The organism is Prevotella sp. oral taxon 376, assembly GCF_003043945.1.
Taxonomy (GTDB): domain Bacteria; phylum Bacteroidota; class Bacteroidia; order Bacteroidales; family Bacteroidaceae; genus Prevotella.
In genome coordinates this window covers 841,707-862,344 of record NZ_PYXG01000001.1, presented here as the reverse complement: position 1 = coordinate 862,344, position 20,638 = coordinate 841,707, and the positions used below count along the sequence as shown (strand labels likewise).

Here is a 20,638-nt window from a genome sequence, read left to right as displayed (position 1 = left end):
CGTCCCTAATTATTTTATGCGGAAACTATCTTTTATCGTATCCACCATGTCTAATTTCTCCCATGTAAACAATTCCACCTGAATGTTTTTTGTTCCATGATACCTGCTTGTAAATGTTTTGTTCACAACTTCATTTTTCCGTCCCATGTGACCATAGGCTGCCGTTTCCGTGTACATCGGCTGGTTTAGTTTAAGCTGCCTTTCAATGGCTTTAGGGCGCAGGTCGAACATTTCAAAAATCTTCTGTGCAATTTCTCCGTCCGACATTCCGACATTATTGTGTCCATATGTATCAACCGATACGCTGACAGGAGCAGCCACACCGATGGCATAAGCCAGCTGCACAAGAATTTCGTCCGCAACCCCTGCTGCTACCATATTTTTGGCAATATATCGTGCCATATAAGCAGCACTGCGATCTACCTTGCTTGGATCCTTTCCAGAGAAAGCACCTCCGCCATGTGCTCCTCGTCCCCCATATGTATCCACAATTATTTTTCGCCCAGTAAGCCCCGTATCCCCATGCGGACCTCCTATAACAAATTTTCCTGTTGGATTTACAAGATACTTTATGTTACTGTTGAACAGCTTTTGTATTTTGGAATCACATTGGGAAATGACACGAGGCATAAGAATGTTAATCACATCGTTCTTAATCTTGTCCAGCATCTTCTTGTCGTCCACGTCAAAATCGTCATGCTGAGTACTTACCACTATTGTGTCAATGCGCAGAGGTTTTTTGTTCTCGGTGTATTCTATTGTTACCTGACTTTTTGCATCGGGGCGTAAATAAGTCATTTCCTTGCCCTCCTTGCGTATGTCGGAGAGTGTTCTCATAATGAGATGTGCCAAATCAAGAGAAACTGGCATATAATTTTCGGTTTCATTGGTAGCATAGCCGAACATCATACCTTGGTCTCCTGCACCCTGTTCGTCCGTATCTTTATTGGAAACGCCTCTGTTTATATCATCGCTCTGCTCGTGAATAGCCGTGAGGATACCGCATGAATCACCGTCAAACTGATATTCAGCTTTTGTGTAACCAGCCTTGTTTATTGTTTCGCGGGCAACATTCTGAAGGTCGATGTATGTACTGGAACGCACTTCACCCATAATGACCACCTGCCCCGTCGTTACGAATGTTTCTATTGCACAGTGAGCATTTCTGTCATAAGCAAGGAAATAGTCAAGCAACGCATCTGAAATCTGGTCTGAAATCTTATCGGGATGTCCTTCTGAAACGGACTCCGATGTAAATAAATGTCTCATCTTTTTATCTTATATTGTTTAATTCTTCTAATATAGCGTATGTGGAACGCAGCGTCATGAAATCCGTATATTCTTCTGCTGTACCATTTTTCATTTCCGTCATTTCCACGAACATCTTTATCTCGTTAAAATATCCCTGTGTGTAAATCTGATTGTTTGCCAAAATGGGATTGAAGTTGTTTCTTGATAAAAGACACTCGTTGGATAATTTGGTGGGGAGCACTTTTTCGATTGGTACTCCACCTATGGTACATACTGATGGCACAAATGACAGTCGCTCCATCTGGTCTATTTCATACGTTCCGTCCTGCGTGTTCACTCTGACATTTTCACTAGCATCTTTCCAAGAATAAAGTGTGGATAATTCCAAAGTACCAATAATATTGTCATGTTCCAGCATCAGCAGGTAGGTCACACCACCTTTTTTTGTACTTTTGACTTTATGCATCGCCAGTATCTTAGCCCCTCCAAAAAGAAAAACGACCAAGTCGATAGGGTGTATAAACAAATCGTATATCTCATTGCCTTCGGGGTACAATCCCGTTTGGTAACGTAGGCTGTAACTATTTAATTCCCTGCCTTTTATTTCCTTTCTCAATCTGGAAACAAGCGGAGAATGTCTTTTTTGCATTCCGACAACTGTGGTATTAAATCCAAATAACCTTTGCTTGTCAATAAGGCTGTTTAGTTCCTTTAAACACATACAGGGAGGTTTTTCTATAAAAAGAGATTTCCCCGATTTTATAACTTCTGATGCAATTTCAAAATGTGACGCAGGTGTGGCTGACACAAACACTCCTGCGACTGTCTCGTCATTGAGAATATCCTTTATAGATGTTGTCCCTATTATGCCCTTGAATTTTTTCCCTATCAGTTCTGCCTTTTTCGTGGAAGAACAGCACACATACTTCACGTTGACTTGTAGAAATTGGATGACGGGGAAAAGGTTGTGGATGGTGTGGTTTCCAAAACCAATTATAGCATAGTTCTTCTCATAACAGTCGGAGAGATATTTATTATCCCTTCTGCGCTTGTAAAGTCTGATGATTTTCTGAATGTCTGTCATTTAGGCTATATTAATCCTTTGAAATATTTGCGGTACGTGCATTTTTCATCAGCAGTCCACTGATATTTCCCGTAAAACGCTTCGATAAGTTTTTTAGGGAAAAACCTCTCGGCTGCACGGAGAAGTATTATGTCAAATTTACGATGGTAGTTAATCCAGCATTTGTTGCAGTCATGGGAATACTCACATTGAATCTTAGCAGTCCTTTGTGAATTGAAGATTTCGTCAAGAGTATTGTTGTGAACATTGCCGAGAATCACATCCAGATTTTGGCACAGGGGAACATTCCCATTGGAATGGATTACCAGTTCATTGTATATACTGTGGCATCTTAGGCGCAGATTTCCTTTTTTCCATTCATCGTACAGAGCCACAAAGTCAAAATTTTCCTGTGTTTTATGGATAGATTGCGGAATCTTTTTTATGTAGTCATTTCCGACCTCCATTAGGTCCTCGGTGGTATCAAAGAAATCCATCGTATTGTAAATGCCTATTCTGACATCAATGTTATAGTGTTTGGCAAGCTGAATAACATAGTCCATGTCCTCAAACGTGTTCCATGGAGTAAGGCAGAACATGAACGATATGGGAACAAAGTCCTTACAGCTTTCCACCACCTGAATGACCTTGTCATATCCGTCACGCCCTCTTAGAGTTTTATATGTTTCCTTGTTCCCATCTAAGGAAACATACAGATGTTTGGGCTTGTATTTCTTTACAGCTTCGATAACTTTAGAGGGTGCAAGGCAATTTGATAGCAGGGTGTAGTTTGTATGGTTGTTGTGAAACCAGTTCAGTATTGCATCAGCTTCAGGATGTAAAATAAATTCCCCCCCCTCCAGACCGACGGTTGTCCGTTTTGTTACGCACTTGCTCGACATTATCCGAATGATGTCCGATAATGACAAATGCTCTATTGGCTTTTTCCAAATAGAGCAATGTTTACACCGTGACTGACAAAGTGATGTGGAATAAATCATCAAGGATGATAAAGTCTTATCTGTAGGTACTGTTATGTTTTTTACAAATGCACCTCCAGTTACGAGATAGTCTAAAACGTTATACATTGATTATGTTTATAGTATTCTCCGCATACCAAGTTAACTTGGTATGCGGAGAAAAAGAATTATTCAACGATTATCTTTTGCTGTTTTGTCTTGTTATTTTCACTATAACTTATAACGTATGTACCGCTATGAGGCAATGTCGCCTTGTATGAATAAGAACCCTTGTACTTATTCTGTTTATAAGAGGTAACAACATGCCCATAAACATCTGTTATAGTCATCGAGAATTGACAATCATTCTCAAGGGTGTAGCTTATGCTAAGAGTGTTCCCTGAGACTTCTACACCAAAGCTGCTGCCATTTTTTGTAGGATTGGCTGAATCCTCTTGAACCACAGGAGTTAAATCCATACCGCTGAGCAATCCTTTCACATATAGCATCGTGTTTGCATAAGGAGAAACCAGCTCGCTTTCCGTAATGACCACAGGAGCGGTCAGCACAGGCTTAGCCCCAAATTTTGTCTCTTTTTTGATTGTTGGAATTTGTGGTACCAAATCTTCCAACAGTTTAGTCATAAAGATGTTGCCTTCTCCCAGTTCCTTATATACCAAGAATTGACTGGACGGAACAGATGCGCAATAAGATTTAAGCTGACGATAACTGTCATATTCTCCTAATTGTTCAAAACTGCTATAAGGAGATTGGTTTATATCCTTATCCCAAAGTGCAACTAAACTCTTGAACTTGCTTTCTGTTCCAGCAGGCAGCAAGGCAATTCTGCTTTCAATGAGACCTTGCTCCAAATCGGTAAACGAAACCTGTGCTACTTTTGCATCGGCACTTAACTGTGGTTTTGTTCCCAACGAAGTGTCTTTACGGTAATATTCTACGATTTCCCCATAGGAATTACCTCTCACTCCGTTTCTAGGATGGAAAGTTCGTGCCAAAGCACCAGGCTTACTTTCCCAGTCATATCCATGCAAATTGCCATCAGCCCCATCCCGAACAGAAGCATGTGTATATTCTCTTTTTCCATTCCGCACGATAGCCCATAAAGCAACTGTCCCGTTTTCAGCATTTGCACCAACCCTTGTAAGTCCTCTTGACGCATAGAATTTGTCAAAAGCCCTCAACGGGTCAGGGTCGTAGAAGTTAGAATGCGTCGAAGGAGGCCATTCCCAATAGGATGTTATTCCTCCAGACCAGCTTATACAGTTATAGGTTCGAGACTCGGGAGCGGACATAATCGCATCGTCTTCCTTCAAGTAAGGAAAAGAGCCAGCATATGTAACGTTATTTACGCTGCTTTTTTTACATTTTATGTAAACATTGCAAAGAACTTCTGGCTGATAAGAGCTGTACTGCGACAACAAAACGGCATTGCCTGCTACTGAGTACTTTTTGTTAATTCGCGCCCATCTTCCCCAATCAAAGTCTCCATTCCCTTGATAATCATCATTGTAAGCGATAATTCCAGATGGATTTCCGTAAGATTCTATCCAAACCATCGGATCACCTCCCTTGGAGCATACAAAAGTGTTATATACTTGATCTGTTCCTTGATTACATACTATTCCCAAACTAAACAAAGGGACATTGCTGTAATAATTTTCTCCGTTGATATTGACATTAGCAAGTCCGCTTGTGGCATTGAGCCATGAACGTACTCTGACGTAGTAAAGTCCCGTCTCAGGAATGTTGACATTCAAGGAAGCAAGGCATTGATTGTTGGAATGTGCATTCCATGTGTATCGCTCAGGATTGTTTGCACTGAACAACTCAAGAACATGGTCATAGTTGTCAATTCCGTTTGTCGCTATAAATATTTGCTGTCCTCTCTGGAAAGAAACTGTCTTGAAAAAAGAGTACTTTATTTTGCAATTTCTAATGTATTCAAAATCATACAAAGGAGAGTCGTAGGAAACACTTCTTGCTTTTGCAAACAAAGGTATAGCCAATGTGTCTCTGCCACAGAAATTCAAAGACGGTTCTGCATTACTGAGTGCATTCTCATGAGATAAGGTCTTAAGTTCTACCTTATAGTCATTGTAATTTTGAGACGAAATGGTAGAATTTCCCAAATCCTTAGAAAGTCTGACAAATTCAACCTCTGGAACGTCAGGAGCAGTCCCAACAATAGAGATGGTGTTCTTGCCTTTTCTCAGGAACACCTTTGAAGACTTCTTCAAGCCTATCGCCTGCCAGTCGTTTGACACAGGGGCTAAGACATCATCTTGCAACTCGTTGTTTACCATTACTTTGTAAACAGATAGTGTGCCATCTGCTTTCTTCGTCCCTAACACCCAGAAGTTGGCATAATGAAGCCCCGAAACTGGAGCTTCGACTTCAAAGGTGGTGAAAGTCTGAGCCTCTGTAATTGATTTTGTACACTTGAGAATCTTCACATCGCCACCTAAGCTTGGATTCTTCTCGTAATAACTAATGCTCTCCACACTTTGTGAGAAAGCAGCAACTGTTGTTGCAAATAAAATTAACAATGTAGTAATACCTTTTTTCATAAGTTCTTTATTAAAAGGGTTTATACTAAATTAGACGGTGTAAATTTAGGGAATTTGTGTGACATTTTCAAGTTTTTAGTATGATTTCTGAGAAAAATACTGCGTTTTAGGTACATATAAACAGAATTACGAAGAAAGAAGTTTGTTAATGCGTTTGATGGCACTGTGTTTCATTCCTATAAAAAAAAGAAAAGGTCAAGGAGAAATACCTCCTGACCCAAACATTATGTTACAAAATATTTCTATAATTAAGGCTGTATCTTTCCCTTAAATATTTCATAACATCTACGCAATGGAATTTTCTTCTAATAACTTCTCCAAATCCGAAGCCTTGTATAGTATTTTCCCTGCGAATTGCGTGTAGGGGATAACTTTCCTGTCCCGATAGTCCTGCAAGGTACGAGGGCTGATATACAGCCGTTCGCATACTTCCTTGCCTGTCAGGAAATGCTCACCGCCAAACAGCGGTTTGTGGGTCTGTGCTACTTCCTTTATCCTTCTACTTACACTGCTGATAGCGGACAGCACCACCTGCATATCGTCAGCCTCCATGTTCAAATCTCTTACCTGTTCCATAGTTCTCTTGTCTTATTTGTTGTTCTTGGATTTGTTTGTGTTTGATTTCACGGATTTGGTTTCCAATAATCGGTCCACGTCCTCACGCCTGTAATAGCACTTATGCCCTATTTGCGTAAACGGCAGCACACCTGTATCCCGATAGTGCTGCAATGTACGCTTGCTGATATTAAGCAACCTGCATACATCGCCGTTGTGCAGCCAATCGGTGTGTCTGCTCTGTTCTCCGAATGCCTTGTGGCAGGTCTCGGCAAGACTGAGTATCTCGTTTCTCAACCTTGCCCAATTTGAATCCGTAATGATAAAATATCCCATAGTTTTATTGTTATTTTGTTTGTAATTCTGTCTTATTGGTATTGACAACACCTTTGTCTGTTCTACGTTTCACTGCACGTTTATGCCTGCAAAGGTATGATGAGTTTGTCACACTTCAAAGCAGCAGGGAACAGCAGGGAAATATCGGGAACTTCAAGGAAAAACTAACGCATTTTATCGGCAGCCGTTTGCGCATTCTTTCCCTGTTTTCTTCTTTCGCCGTCTGTTTGGCGCAAAGATAGGGCGGTGCATGTCCTATTCTATCATACTTCTTTTAAGTGGCACCTTGTAGCACTCTTGGTGTGGACAAAAGCTACCCTATTTCTGTGCTGATTCTTATTGTTTGCAATATCGGTGCAGAATACCGCAAACGTGTGCAAAAGGGTACACTTCTACCTCTATCTTTCCTTGCTATTTTATCCCCTGTTTTGATTTAATTCGGGCTTAAATCAGTTATTTCTTTTCCTGTCTCTTCAAAAATCCGTGCGAACTTTATTGCGAATGAACGCAACATTATGCAAGCACTCTCCGAATGCTTGGAACTTTCCAGTTCTCTTCATAACTTCACTCTCGGAAACCAAACCAAGCATATAATGAAAAGGAATGCAGATAAAGGCAATTCAGTGGACGAAAATAATACGCCCAAGCAAAGGAAGACTTCCTCCAAAAATGGTGAGATAGAAACCTATCTCTCCTCTTATTATGAGTTTAGGTACAACACGGTGTTGGGGCGAACCGAATACCGAAGTAAGGAAGATGCTCACTTCTCAAAAGTGGGTCGCTATGAAAGCAACACGCTCCGCAGGGAACTTGACAACGATGTGGGGATTATCACATCTTCCGACAACCTCTATTCCATTATAGAGAGCAGCTTCTCTCCACGTGTCAATCCCATACAGGAGTATTTCAATGGATTGCCCTTGGTGGATATTGGTAATAGCAGAGGTAATTATAGTGGCAATAGCGATAGTTGTAGTCATGGCAGTAGTGGTAATGGTAATAATGAACACAATAACCATTGTGATATTTCTTCCCTTTCACTGAAAGCCATTCCCGAATTGGCAAGTTGCGTAGTTGTGCGCAACTCTGACAAGTGGCTGCCATACCTTACCAAATGGCTCGTGGCAGTGGTCGCCAACGCCATGGACGACCGTGAATGCCGTAACCATACCTGTCTTGTACTGACAGGCGAGCAGGGCAAGTTCAAGACAACTTTCCTTGACTTGCTCTGCCCACCTGCCCTGCATGGTTACAGCTACACGGGAAAGATATATCCGCAAGAGAAGGACACGCTTACCTATATAGGGCAAAACCTCATCGTAAACATTGACGACCAGCTCAAAGCCCTCAACAAGCGTGACGAGAACGAACTGAAAAACCTCATCACCTGTCCGATGGTCAAGTACCGTATGCCTTACGACAAGTATGTGGAGGAACACCCACACTTGGCGAGTTTCGTTGCATCGGTAAATGGTAACGATTTCCTTACCGACCCCACAGGCAGCAGACGGTTTCTGCCCTTTGAAGTGCTTTCCATAGATATTGAGAGAGCAAAGGCTGTTTCTATGGATAATGTCTATGCGGAAGCGAAAGCCTTGCTGAGCATAGGTTTCCGCTATTGGTTTGACGATGAAGAGATAACGGAACTATACAGGGAGAGTGAGGATTTCCAAGTACAGACGGCAGAAATGGAACTACTGTTGCGCTGTTTTGAGAAACCTACGGAGGATAGTCCCAACTGTACCTATATGACTACCACAGAGATAATCACCTACTTGGGACTTTACACGCATCATCCCTTGTCCTTAAAGCACATGGGCGAAGCCCTGAAAAGGGCAGGCTTTGAGAAAGTGAGCAAGAGGCGAGAGGGTGGCAGTCCCATCTATGTATATAAGGTAAAGAAGATATTGCCTTGTCCTTTATTAGGCAGTTGCAACTATCAGATGTAGTAGGCACATGTAGTAGGTTGGTAGTATAACTTGGGACTAAAAAATAATATTGGAAATCAACTACTTATGTCAAAATAGTATGTAGTAAGAAGAAAGATGAAAAAGTTTGGAGGGGAAAAACTTCTGAAAAAAGATTTTCTTTCAATAAGCATTCACCTACCATTCAAATATCATTCAAATACACCATTGTCATTCAAACACAAATTATTCAATCCATTCAATTAAAACATATCACAATGAAAGAAGAAGATTTATCACGCATCAAGCAATACCCCATCGTGGAGTATCTTGAAAGTAAAGGCATCAAGCCTGTACGCAGAACATCAGTCTATGCGTTGTACCGCTCACCGCTGCGTGCAGAAACACATCCGAGTTTCAAAGTGGACACAGAGAAGAACCTTTGGATAGACTATGCCGAATGCAGGGGCGGAAGTATCATCGACCTCTGTATGCGTTTGGAGGGCTGCACGCTATCGGAAGCCATCCACCACTTGGGGCAGAACGCTCCCGATAATACAGTATATAGTTCTCACAAAGACTTCTCACAAAACAATCTCCAACCAACGATGGCTGCAAACGAGACAAGGAAACTGATAAGTATATCAGACACCCTACCGCCACATTTGCAGGAGTATCTTACAAAGGTACGCTGCATTGATTTGGAAAAGGCAAAGCCTTTCCTTAAATGTATCAGCTATGAGGTAAGGGGCAGGCGCTATCAATCCATCGGCTTTGCCAATCAATCAGGAGGGCATGAACTTCGGGACAATGGCACGTTCAAGGGAACGATAGCTCCGAAGGACATTACTCCTATATTCACCGACAAGATAATAAACCAAATACAGCCAACTTGTGTGTTCGAGGGATTTATGGATTTTCTTTCTTTTCTTTCAATGAAAGAAGAAGTAACAAGTGCCTGCCTTGTGCTAAACTCCGTGAGCAATACCGCCAAAGCAATTCGGTATATGAATGCGCAGGGAATATCTTCCATTCGTACCTTCCTTGATAATGACGATGCTGGGCGGAGGGCTGTTCAAGATTTCATAAAGGCAGGCTTCCATGTTGAGGACATGAACATACATTACAAAGACTTCAAGGATCTCAACGATTTTCATGTCAGTCGTGTCCGTGAGCAACAGAAAAAGTTGGAGAAAACTCCCAATACAAGCAACAAAAGAAAACAAGTCAAACTTAAAATAAGATAGAGGTATGGAAAAGAAAACAGTCAGCAAAGAGGAAATGGAAAATACCATCAGGAAATCTTTTAGTATGAGCCAAGCTGAAAGTTCAAGTGAACAAACCGTCGCTGAATTTCGAGCAAAGGGAATGAAAAATATTCAAGAGCAAAAACAACAAGGAACAGAACATGTCATAAAGTATGTTACGCCAGCCGAGCCTGCACAGCATACAGAGCATGCAACCGTTCAAAAACGCATCAGCTCCAAAATGAGGAAGAAAACACTCGAAGCCTACAAGCAAGCCTATCTTGTGCCAACCAAACTGTGCAACCGAAAGGCGGTCTATCTGAGCCGAGAAACGCAGGAGCATGCCGACTTCATCGTGCGCAGGTTAGGCGACAGGGGCAGCAACCTTTCAAGTTTCGTGGAGAACATCGTGCGTCTCCATTTGGAAGAGTACGGTGAGGACATAGATAAATGGAGGAGATTATAAATCACAGGAAAAGGGTCGAGGACTTTTGGGAAAAGGGGCTATTATTCCACTCAAAACTCTCAACCCTTTTTTAGAGAACATAGCAACAGAAATTTGTCAAACATACTGAATGATGAGAACACCACGAACACAGTTAAACACGGAATGCACAGCATTCACTTTCAAGCAGCAAAACGCCTTGTGCGTAAACGTTTCGTTAGCTGATATTGCAAGACGTCAGTTTGTACCCACAAACTGCCCTTGCTCCCCTCGTCAGACTATCGGGGAGATAAGACCGTAATCACTCCGTTCTCATCGGTCAGTATTTAGGAATTAAGGTAATAAATCATCTACAATGATAAACTTTCAAGGAAACTTATATGAACAGATATAAAGGAAAAGCTGCCCGATGGCAGCAACAGGATAAAGAAGAACAGCGGATGAACAAAACGGAGTTCATCAAGGTAAGATGTACCAGTGAAGAGAAGAAACGTATCAAATCAAGGGCGGAAAGCACGGGACGGAAATTCTCCGATTATTGTCGGGAAATACTCCTTAACGGAGAAGTAACAGCCGTTCCCAAGATGACAGACAATGAGAGGGAAGCCATTGCCATTCTCCAACATACAGGAAGGTTCTATGGGCAGATTTCCAATCTCATCAAGCTCAAGGACGAGGATTGGCTACATATCACCAAGAACCTTTCGCTATGTGCCAAAGAGGCATTTAAGCGGTTTTACGACCCGCATTTTCGGGTGGATGATGAAATATATAAGGTCTTAAATCTAACAAGAAATGATAGGTAAATGCAAGGCGATAGCGCACGGAAGCACAGCTTTGGACTATATTTTCAGGGAAGGCAAACTCGGTAGTCGGCTTGCATTCCACAATCTTTGCAGCAGAGATCCAAAGACTATCTATGAGGAAATGAAAGTGGTCAGTAACTACAACAGCCGTTGCAGGAACAAGTTTCTCCGTATCGAAATTGGCATCGCACCGCAGGACGAGAAAAAGCTGTCTGTGTCCGAATATATGTGGATAGCACATTTGTTTGCCAAGCAAATGGGACTTGACAACCACCAATGGGTGGCAGTAACGCACAAGGACACCGATAATAGACACATTCACATAATTGCTAACCGTATCAGTCTGTATGGAGAAGTCTATGATACCACCTTTGTGAGCAATAGGGCTGCAAGGGTGGCAGAGGAAATCAGCAGGGAGAAAGGCTTGACCATTGCAAAAGAGGTCAAGGCAGAAAGGAAACACCAAAAGGAAAAAGCCAGCCCTACAAGAGAGCAAACAAAGCAGCAGGTGCAGAAGATTTGCTACACCTTGCTTGACAAGTACAAAGGAACAGGCGTCACGGGGCATTCCATGTTCCTTTATGAATTGAACAAAAACGGCATTACCATAAAGCGTATGAAGAACAAGCAGGGCAAGGTATATGGCTTGAAGTTCTCATACGCAGGGCAATCCTTCAAGGCTTCCGAAATCGGCAGGGAGTTCGGCTACCATTCCTTGCAGAAGAACTTTGAAACAACCAACAAGGAAGAATCAAGGAAACCACATCTAACAGTACAAGAGCCTACAGAAAAGAAAGAACAATCTGATACAGGCTACCAACTTGTACCTCCAAGCCGCTCCTCTATCTCACGAGACAATGATACCTCACAAGTGCAGAATCCCATTGGTGCAGTGGCAGACACCATCGTTAGCGCAGCCGATGAAGTGGTGGAAGGGTTAGGCGATTTAATTACACCAAGTACACAAGGCAATGACTTAACCGAAGCTGCATGGCAGCGCAAACTCAGATACCAAGCTAACAGAAAGAAGAAACGTGGAAGGGGAATATAAACATAGCATACAAAAAGTGCATAATAAAGAATATCTCATCAAAAACGCTTGCTATTCGGTAACAAAGTATTATCTTTGCAAACAGAATAACAAGCGTTCTTTGTTAGGCAGAAAACAGCGAAGCCAAGTAGTTCGCTCGTTTCCAAATCGTTACCAGTTTAGTTGTACAAACAAGGTAACTTCTTTATTTTCAGACAGATATATTTTTATAATTATCTTGCGATGCGACTTGCAACTCGCATTTCCGAGAAAAGGAAAAAAACTTGTAACAGAATGTAGCCGAATTGCGTCTGAACTATTGTAAGCGCTTCGAAACATAACCCATCAAAACCCAACGATTATGAAGAAACTATTTCTCACAATGTGTCTGGTCATCGTGGCCCACACGGCATTCGCACAGACTGCAGACAACCTGATAGACCAATTCAAGAACGAGCCTAAGGCAGAATTCGTACATATTCCGCGCCTCATGATGGCTATGGGCAAGATAACTCCCAAGAGCGGAATCTACGACAAGGATGATCCGACGGGCAACGACATCATAAAAAAGATAAGCAGCATGCGCATGCTTGACCTCGGATGCTGCTCTCCCGATACCAAGCAACGCTTCCAGAGCGCGCTCGGAAACCTCAATACCAAAGGATACGAAGAACTTGTCCGTGTGAACGACAACGGTGAGAAGACGAGGATTCTCACCAAGATGAAAGGCGAAACAATATGCGAACTGCTCATTCTGAACGGTGGCAATGACGACTGTACTATCGTGGAGATCAAGGGAAAAATACGAACCAGCGATCTCAGCAAGCTCATAAATGCTCAAGGAAACTATAACTTTTAAAACAATATGACAATGAAGAAACTCATCCTGGCGATGATCGCCATCATCGCATGCCTCACCACGCAGGCACAGCAGTCGGATTTCATTTTCAACAAGTTCAAGTCCGCCAAGTCCGCAGAATATATCCTTGTAGACCAGAGCATTCTCAATGCCGGTCAGGAAAAAGGCCTGAATATCATGGACGGTAAAATTCAGCTGGGCGGAGATATTTTTAAAAACATCTCCTCGATTAAGGCACTTAACCTCGAAAAATGTAGCAAGAAAGTGCAGAGGGCTGTCTTTAACCGTGCCAACAGCCTGAAAGACCAAGGCTACGAGACGCTCGTCTCGACAATAGAGAAGGATTCCCGCGCCCTGATCCTAAGTCGTGCGGAGGGTGATAACATCGTGGAGGTGCTCATCTACGGGTTCGACAAGGAGGACAACGACTGTGCCTTGGTGCAATTCAAGGGCTCCATCAAGAAGAAAGAACTGAAAGAACTCATAGAGGGAAACCACTAATAGAATAAGGTATATGGACGCCGCTGAATTCAAGCAACGGTTCCTGCCCCTCCAGCGACCCATGTACTGGACGGCATGGAGGCTCTCGGGAAACGCCGAGGAGGCGGAAGACATGGTGCAGGAGGCTTTCCTGAAACTGTGGACCCGCCGCTCGGAACTCCCCAAGATGGAGTCGGCAGAAGCCTATTGCGTTACCCTCGTGAGGCGTCTCTACTACGACAAGTATCGTGCCAGACATCTCAAAACGGTAAGCATCGCGGCGGAAGAGCTTCCCATCGCCTCGCAGGAAGACATCGTGAGACGCATAGACACCTCACGATTGTCGGACAAAGTGAGGGAGAGAATCAAGCAACTTCCTGAGAGTCAGCGTCTCATCATCACGCTGCGGGATGTGGAAGACCGGCCGTTCGACGAGATAGCACGGCTCACGAACCTCTCAGAAGCAAACATCAGGGTCATCCTGAGCAGAGCCCGAAAGACCATCCGGGCGCAATTCGGAAAATCATAAAACATAAAGGAAATGGACATTCAAACGCTCATCGATAAATTCTACGACGGCAAGGCGACCGAGGAAGAAGAACTCCGGCTGATGGACTTCTTCTCCGGGAGCGACATCCCCGAGAGCCTGCAGGAAGAGAAAGACTTCTTCACGCAATACTTCCGCCTCGACGAAGCCATGCCCCGTGCCCTCGGACTGGAGTCGCGAATCGACGCATGGAACATCGTGGAGAAGAGTTCCGCCAGAAAGGCGGTCGGCAAGTCGCTGCGCTGGGCCGTGGGCATTGCCGCCTCGCTGCTTCTCATCTTATCCCTCGGAGTGTTCCTGAATCAGCAGGAAGATGCCAATTCTTTCGCCCTCCAGGAGGACACCTATACCAATCCGGAGGATGCCTACAAGAAAACGCGCAAGGTGCTCATGCTCTTCTCGGAGAACCTGAACAAAGGATTAAACACATTAAACCGTAAAGAAAAGAAATAAAACAATGAAACGACTGATATTATTAACGATGATCCTCGCGGCTTGCGGTGCGCTCCGTGCGCAGGACGAGCTGTTTAAAAAGTACGAGAACACGAAAGGCGTAGAGACCGTATACATCTCGAAAAGCCTGCTCTCTATGGCGGGAGTGGCCGACATAGGCGACCTGAATGTGAGCAAAGTTGCCAAGAAGATAGACCGGATACAGGTGCTGGAATGCGAGCGGCCTTCTCTCATGCCGGCTATCCGCGACTATGCGCTGGGCATTTTCAAGAAAGACAAGTATGAACAGATTATGCGCACCACCGACGACGGCGAGGTTACCTATATCTATCAGAAGCAGCGAGGCAAGCAGAACGAGTTCGTAATCCTCACTACCGAGAAGGACGAGCTCACCATCGTGAATATTCTTGGCAGCCTGACGCTAAAGGAAATCAAGGAAATCGCCGAATAGGAATCATCCTTCCGCTATCTTCCCGCACGGAAAGATAGCGGAAGACTTCAGTTTACCAGCGCCGTAATGGGGTTCCGGATGCCTTTCATCCCTACGAGAAAGGCCTTTGCCGAGCCGAATTTCAGGAACATATCCAGGCGCACGGGAATGTGATTCTGGTCATCGCTCACATAGAAATCGACGATATGCTTATACCTGTTTCCATCCTTCTCCATATAAGCAAGCCTCAAGCAACGATACTTCTTTCCGTTATCTGCCTTGATTTTCTCCTTGCCCAGGTAACGAAGCTTGGCAGGATTCACGCTGTTTCCGTCGGCGATAGGAATGTCGATGTCGTATCCGTTCTTCCATCCTTCCGGGTTGAAAGAGCGCGCGCGGAGGAAGATATTCAGCATATCGTAGACACAATAGCTGAAACTGTGCTTTTCCCAGCTATGCTCCCCGTCGTTGTTTATCCGATGCTGGCTGATGTTGCTCTTGCCTCCTGAATAGCTATAGAACACTTCATCCACCGTATACCGCTTGCCTTCACGGGCTCCCTTGCGGAAATAAAGAGGCTCCATGTCGAGTGAGGAATAGCACAGCAGCGTGTCGCGGAGCACGAACATGTTATCCACCTTGCTGTTGCCTCTTGTGGTCAGGCTTGCCCGATAGGCCTGCTTGCCCTTATAGTTGCTTTGCACGGTGTACATGGAAGCCGTTCCGGCTTTCACCCAAACAAACTGCCAGTTGTAATAAAGGTTGTAGGAAAGAAACTCTCCCGACTTGAACGCGTCGTTGTGGAACGAGCATTGAGCCGTGGCATTGAGGCCTATGGTGAACATGGCAGCTGCCATAAAATATCTTAATCGCTTCATCATCTTTGTAGATTATAGGGTATTCCTAACTGCTTTGCACGCTCCGCATTGCGGCGGGTAACGGTCTTTTTCCGGTCGGCCTTCTGCTTCATGATCTTCGCAGGCTTCTGTTCGTTGAGAGGTCTTGCCGTCGGATTCCATGTTTTCGACACATCCCACTTGGCCTTGCATTCTATTTCCTCCGAGAAATAATACACCGGCTCCGGCTGTAAATCCTTGTCATAGTCGCCCGTATCCCACTTTCCATTCTCATTCTCATCAACAAACATGCGAAGATAATAGGTCTGCGGACTCACATAGAAGAACTCTGCCGTTCCGCTCGTGGTCCTCACCTCCTTTACCGGATGATCCTGTCCGTTGAGCAACTGGCATACGACAGGCCGACCGGACATGCCCTGCAAGGTAATGAAGAGTGAGCTGTAATCATCAAGCGAGCGCACCTTGAAGCCCTGTTTGAGCTTCCCGGAAACCTTCCCGTATATATCCCGGAAGGCGACAGAGTCTATTTCGAGGCTGTATTCTACGCCGGGACGCCATTCGGCAGCAATCTCATAGGTGCGGGGAACCTTCTCCGCTTTCCTCACTTCACAGGAAGCCTGATACCAGAGGGTGTCTATCTTCGAGTAGAGATGTATCATCGCGGTGTCCGCACGGTCAAGGGGAGTATCGAAGGAAAGCCGCACATTCCGGTCGGGATCCAGCTGTGAGGTTACGCTTAACTTAGGCATCAAGGTCTCACGGGGCATGACGCTGTCGTAAGGCTCACCCTTATCTTTCCGCTTTTCCTGTTTCTTCTGCCAGTCCTTTAGCCTCTTGGCCAGAGCCTTCTGCCGTTTTTCGTAAGGCTGTTTGGAGAGAATCTCGAGGGTATCTGTCTGCGGCTGCAGCTTTCCCAGCGAGTCCGTCATCTCGTATCTGACCTCCATGCGGAGCGTATCCTGGTTCACCAGTGCCGTGTCTCGGAGCCAATAGGTGATGGTATCTTTCCTTTCCGATGGCTCGACGAGGAATGCGCCCGCGGCATTAAAGTTCAGTCCGCGTATCTCCGGGAGCCTGTCGCTGCCATAACTGAAATAGAGCGTGAATCGCTCAGCTTCTCTGCGATCGTTCTTCACGAGGTAGCGATCGGTGAGCGTAGCGGTGAAAGCTCGCAGCATAATATCGTCTGGGAGGAAGTGGGTGTAAGGAACGCGTGCTATGGAGTCGATGTGCAACGAGTCTCTCCACACAGTATCCTGTCGGATATCGGGCTTCGACGAGGGCACGATGATATCGTGCTGAAAGGCTATCTTCTCGCTTTTCTGCGAGTAGAAGAAGTTTCCATCAGCATCTTGAAGGGCATAGACCCGATATTTTCCCGGTGCCACGCCCTTGATGACGAAGCGTCCACGGGAGTCGGTCTTCGACACTCGCAGCAAGGCTTCTTTCTTAAAGACGGAATCTGAGAGATTGGCATAGAGGCCCACATGGATTCCTTTCACAGGTTCTAGATTCTCACTTTCGAGCACATAGCCTGAAACCTCCATGGTATCGATGACCTCGCCGGTGGAGAACGTGTAGGTATAGTTTCCCAGAGGGTTGCCCTCGTTGTTATCGGTGATGGCATCTGAGAAATCGACGGTATAGGTAGTATTCGGCTTCAACGAGTCTTTTAACTCTACAACGATACGCTTTCCCTGACTTTTGATCTCCGGTTCTTCAAGTTGGGTAGGTGAGACCACCACATTCTCGGTCGCGTTTTCTATCTTGATATACTCATTGAAATTGATATAGATCTTCTTGCTCTTCACCTGAACAGAGCGCTCTGCGGGCGAAGCACTGATCACTCGTGGCGGTGTCTCATCATACCAACCGCCATCGGGCTGGCCCATACGGGCACAGGAGGTGACTGTCAGACAGAGAATTAACATTCCTGGAAGAATGTTTTGGCAGAGACTCCACAGGGCTGCACATATCGTTTTCTTTCTTTTCATGAGCATCTTGTTCTTGTGAAAGGCATTATTTGTTCATTGCCAACAGCTCTTCGATATTCTTCCGAGAGTTGCCGAGGCGCGGAACCTTATGCTGTCCGCCAAGCTTTCCTTTCGATTTGAGCCAGTCGTCGAAGAGTCCTGGCCGCGCCTTGATGAGTTCCAGAGGCTGCAGAGTGATGTCGTGCGATCGCTTGGCCTCATAGTCGCTGTTGATTTCCTGCAGCTTCCGGTCGAGCAGATCAGAGAATTCCTGCAGGTCGGCAGGTTCCTTGGCAAACTCCACGAGCCATTGGTGGCGGCACTTAGCATCGGCATCCATATACACGGGAGCGGCCGTGTATTCCCTCACCTCTGCTCCTGTTTGCTCACAGGCATAGGCCAGCGCCTTCTCGGCATTGTCCATGATCAGCTCTTCTCCAAAGGCATTGATGAAGTATTTGGTACGACCCGTAATGATGAACTTATAAGGATTGACGGAAGTGAACTGCACTGTGTCGCCGATCAGATAGCGCCAGAGACCACAAGAGGTGGATATGAGCATGGCGTAATTCCTCCCTATTTCCACGCCAGAGATAGGAATGACAGTGGGGTTATCCGTCCCGTATTCGTCCATCGGGATGAATTCATAGAAGACGCCATAGTCAAGCATCAAGAGCATACTCTTGTCCGCCGGGTCGCTTTGTATGCCGAAGAATCCCTCCGAGGCATTGTAGGTCTCCATATAGTGCATGTGTGGCGAGGTGATGAGCTGCTCATACTGCCGGCGGTAGGGCGTGAAAGCGATGCCGCCGTGCCAGAACACCTCCAGGTTGGGCCACACTTCCTCCAGACGCTGCTTGCCGGAAAGCTCCAGCACACGCACCAGCACGCTGAGCATCCACGAAGGAACGCCCGACAGGGTGGTAACATTTTTGCCCATCGTCTCTTGTGCGATGCGGTCGCGCTTCACCTCAAAGTCGGAAAGCAGGGCCGTCGACTTCTTGGGGACACGGGCCAAGTTGGCCAGCGGATTGATGTTCTCGATGAGAATGGCACTCAAGTCTCCCACCAACGAGCCATGCAGGTTGTAGTTCGGCGAATGGCTTCCGCCTAAAATGAGGCTCTTTCCGTCGAAGATACGACTTGCTGGGTGGTTTCTCAAATACAGGGCTACTACATCCTTTCCGCCCTGATAATGGATGTTCTGAAGCCCCTCGCGCGATACGGGGATGAACTTCGACTTGTCGTTGGTAGTGCCCGAGCTCTTAGCAAACCAGGTTACCTGTCCTGGCCAAAGCACATCACGCTCGCCATGGCGCATGCGATCGATGTCGCTCTTTAGCTCCTCGTAGGTGTTCACGGGCACGTTGCGCACGAAATCCTCATATCCTTTCATCGCTCCGAAAAGATGGTTTCGCCCGTATTCCGTTCCCTCGGCTCTGTTAAGAAGGTATCTCAACACCTCCCCTTGCATTTCCTCTGCATGGTCGATATGTCGTTCCAACTCTTTCTGCCTGGGCCGGAAAAACCTGCCCGCTATGCTTGTCAAACTCATTTTATCAGTCTATCACTTCAGATTGCAAAGGTAACCTAATCTTTCAACAAAAAGGGGAAATTTACTAATTTTAATAGAATTAAAAGAGAGCAAGAAGCACAAAGGCAGACGGATGATGTGCTTGTCTCTATATGATCACATTTACAAATACTGGAGAAATCGTTTGCCATAAACCTATTGGCAGCACGCATCTTCTCCTAGACATCCTCACATTCAATCGCTCTAATACCTTCTTACTTTGAGGGGATCGCTGACAGAATTCCTTTCCGAAACTCAATGCAATCCATTAAAAAACTTTCAAGAGACTCAACTCTTATATCTCGCCGGTCGATGCAGTAAAAATGCCGATAAAAAGTTAGCTCGAAGGTCTGGCCTGCATATATATTCCTAGCTACGCGAGAAGGCCTAGAGCTATTTAAAAAGAGACTGCAAGACCTGCTTCGATCGTGGTATATGTTTTCCTTATGGGAACTATTGGATCGGTATCATAGACTAGACGATAGGCTCCATTTACACCAATTGTAGGCGTGATGTTATATTTTAGGTCGACAGCGCCCCCGAATCGCGCCTTCTTAAAGTAGCTGTCGGGCTTCGCTTGATGAATGGCGGTCGTTGTTAATGCCCAATGATCGCCGATGTGATGCTTCATACTAACCGAAAAATGACTCTTGATACTACGACTATAAGCATGTAAATCAACCGGGCTGGGTGTGGGATCTTCCCACTTCTCAAATTCATAGAACAATCCAACTGCCGCAAACATGAGGAGCTTTTCTTTGTTTATGATCCGATAACGCGATTGCAATCCGGCAGAAATCTTATACTCCATGCCTCGACTCTCTGCCCATTGCGACTCTGCATAAGGGTAAATTTCAAAGACCTGATGCAACAAGTATCGGTATTCGGCATGTACATATCCTCCACTCACAGTTATCTTCTTGCCATAGGTAGAGAACTCCAATTTGTTAATTAGGTTGATAACCCTTCTGCGTTTAATCAACAAATTTAGATTGGTTGTATTCTTAAGCGTGAGTATATTCTCCTTCTCTGTCTTGAAATCTAATACGGGCAGCAGAGATCCTTGTATCGTTTTCGTACTGTCTATATCCATCGTAAGATTCTCAGAAAAAAGCATTTGCGAATGTATCGAGAGATGAAACGAAAAGGCTAATAATAAAAAAAGTATCTTCTTTGCCATTGTATTTCGATTTCTTAAAAGGTATATGAAGCACGCTTAGATAAAGAATTGCTAAAATATCGGGGGCATACGATGATATGCCCCCGATATTTTTTAAGC

20 protein-coding genes are annotated in these 20,638 nt (G+C 45.0%); 10 read left to right on the top strand and 10 right to left on the bottom strand.

Translation table 11 applies throughout. The annotated features are described in order from the left end of the window. Positions 1–9 precede the first annotated feature (9 nt). The 6 genes from metK to C7120_RS03735 form a co-directional block, all read right to left on the bottom strand. Positions 10–1,269: a methionine adenosyltransferase gene (metK, locus tag C7120_RS03760; protein ID WP_004344871.1), complete on the bottom strand. Its 1,260-nt coding sequence runs from the start codon at positions 1,267–1,269 to the stop codon at positions 10–12. A gap of 4 nt (positions 1,270–1,273) precedes the next feature. Next, a complete protein-coding gene (locus C7120_RS03755; protein ID WP_004344873.1) occupies positions 1,274–2,335 on the bottom strand; it encodes a Gfo/Idh/MocA family protein in 1,062 nt (353 codons plus the stop codon). Between the two features lie 5 nt (positions 2,336–2,340). Then, entirely contained in the window at positions 2,341–3,402 is a 1,062-nt protein-coding gene (locus tag C7120_RS03750) for a radical SAM protein (protein ID WP_074452178.1), read from the bottom strand. 59 nt (positions 3,403–3,461) lie between these two features. Continuing rightward, positions 3,462–5,861, bottom strand: coding sequence for a T9SS type A sorting domain-containing protein (locus C7120_RS03745; protein WP_004344877.1), 2,400 nt, complete (start codon positions 5,859–5,861; stop codon positions 3,462–3,464). 285 nt (positions 5,862–6,146) lie between these two features. Further along, positions 6,147–6,437 carry a helix-turn-helix domain-containing protein gene (locus C7120_RS03740; RefSeq protein WP_074452177.1) on the bottom strand — a complete coding sequence of 97 codons (291 nt, stop codon included), beginning with the start codon at positions 6,435–6,437 and terminating at the stop codon, positions 6,147–6,149. 12 nt (positions 6,438–6,449) lie between these two features. Next, on the bottom strand, positions 6,450–6,752 hold the full coding sequence (locus C7120_RS03735) for a helix-turn-helix domain-containing protein (RefSeq protein ID WP_074452176.1): 303 nt from the start codon (positions 6,750–6,752) through the stop codon (positions 6,450–6,452). A 515-nt stretch (positions 6,753–7,267) separates the two neighbouring features. On the opposite strand from C7120_RS03735, the gene C7120_RS03725 reads away from it, so the two are divergent. From C7120_RS03725 to C7120_RS03675, 10 genes are all read left to right on the top strand, one after another. Further along, the gene (locus C7120_RS03725; RefSeq protein WP_074452175.1) at positions 7,268–8,701 is read left to right on the top strand and encodes a VapE domain-containing protein; all 1,434 of its coding nucleotides are present in this window, start codon (positions 7,268–7,270) and stop codon (positions 8,699–8,701) included. A gap of 236 nt (positions 8,702–8,937) precedes the next feature. Further along, the gene (locus tag C7120_RS03720; RefSeq protein ID WP_074452174.1) at positions 8,938–9,906 is read left to right on the top strand and encodes a toprim domain-containing protein; all 969 of its coding nucleotides are present in this window, start codon (positions 8,938–8,940) and stop codon (positions 9,904–9,906) included. 4 nt (positions 9,907–9,910) lie between these two features. Then, positions 9,911–10,372 carry a DUF3408 domain-containing protein gene (locus C7120_RS03715; protein WP_074452173.1) on the top strand — a complete coding sequence of 154 codons (462 nt, stop codon included), beginning with the start codon at positions 9,911–9,913 and terminating at the stop codon, positions 10,370–10,372. 359 nt (positions 10,373–10,731) lie between these two features. Next, positions 10,732–11,157 (top strand): hypothetical protein, encoded by a 426-nt coding sequence (locus C7120_RS03710; RefSeq protein ID WP_009752275.1) that lies wholly within the window; start codon positions 10,732–10,734, stop codon positions 11,155–11,157. Continuing rightward, positions 11,147–12,208 (top strand): relaxase/mobilization nuclease domain-containing protein, encoded by a 1,062-nt coding sequence (locus tag C7120_RS03705; RefSeq protein WP_009752276.1) that lies wholly within the window; start codon positions 11,147–11,149, stop codon positions 12,206–12,208. The genes C7120_RS03710 and C7120_RS03705 overlap by 11 nt, the downstream gene beginning before the upstream one ends. Before the next feature lie 340 nt (positions 12,209–12,548). After that, positions 12,549–13,046, top strand: coding sequence for a DUF4252 domain-containing protein (locus C7120_RS03695; RefSeq protein ID WP_107620404.1), 498 nt, complete (start codon positions 12,549–12,551; stop codon positions 13,044–13,046). 6 nt (positions 13,047–13,052) lie between these two features. Then, positions 13,053–13,547, top strand: coding sequence for a DUF4252 domain-containing protein (locus tag C7120_RS03690; RefSeq protein WP_107620403.1), 495 nt, complete (start codon positions 13,053–13,055; stop codon positions 13,545–13,547). Between the two features lie 13 nt (positions 13,548–13,560). After that, positions 13,561–14,055 carry an RNA polymerase sigma factor gene (locus tag C7120_RS03685; protein WP_107620402.1) on the top strand — a complete coding sequence of 165 codons (495 nt, stop codon included), beginning with the start codon at positions 13,561–13,563 and terminating at the stop codon, positions 14,053–14,055. A gap of 12 nt (positions 14,056–14,067) precedes the next feature. Continuing rightward, entirely contained in the window at positions 14,068–14,526 is a 459-nt protein-coding gene (locus C7120_RS03680; protein ID WP_107620401.1) for a hypothetical protein, read from the top strand. Between the two features lie 4 nt (positions 14,527–14,530). Next, positions 14,531–14,977, top strand: a complete 447-nt coding sequence (locus tag C7120_RS03675; RefSeq protein WP_107620400.1) for a DUF4252 domain-containing protein — start codon at positions 14,531–14,533, stop codon at positions 14,975–14,977. 47 nt (positions 14,978–15,024) lie between these two features. Here C7120_RS03675 and C7120_RS03670 read toward each other — a convergent pair whose 3' ends face one another. The 4 genes from C7120_RS03670 to C7120_RS03655 form a co-directional block, all read right to left on the bottom strand. After that, positions 15,025–15,834, bottom strand: a complete 810-nt coding sequence (locus tag C7120_RS03670; RefSeq protein ID WP_107621373.1) for a DUF3108 domain-containing protein — start codon at positions 15,832–15,834, stop codon at positions 15,025–15,027. Further along, entirely contained in the window at positions 15,834–17,807 is a 1,974-nt protein-coding gene (locus tag C7120_RS03665) for an Ig-like domain-containing protein (protein WP_369916835.1), read from the bottom strand. Before C7120_RS03665 ends, C7120_RS03670 begins: the two co-directional genes overlap by 1 nt. 25 nt (positions 17,808–17,832) lie before the next feature. Then, positions 17,833–19,341: a GH3 auxin-responsive promoter family protein gene (locus C7120_RS03660; RefSeq protein ID WP_107620398.1), complete on the bottom strand. Its 1,509-nt coding sequence runs from the start codon at positions 19,339–19,341 to the stop codon at positions 17,833–17,835. Positions 19,342–19,756: 415 nt separating this feature from the next. After that, positions 19,757–20,539 carry a DUF481 domain-containing protein gene (locus C7120_RS03655; RefSeq protein ID WP_107620397.1) on the bottom strand — a complete coding sequence of 261 codons (783 nt, stop codon included), beginning with the start codon at positions 20,537–20,539 and terminating at the stop codon, positions 19,757–19,759. Positions 20,540–20,638: the final 99 nt, after the last annotated feature.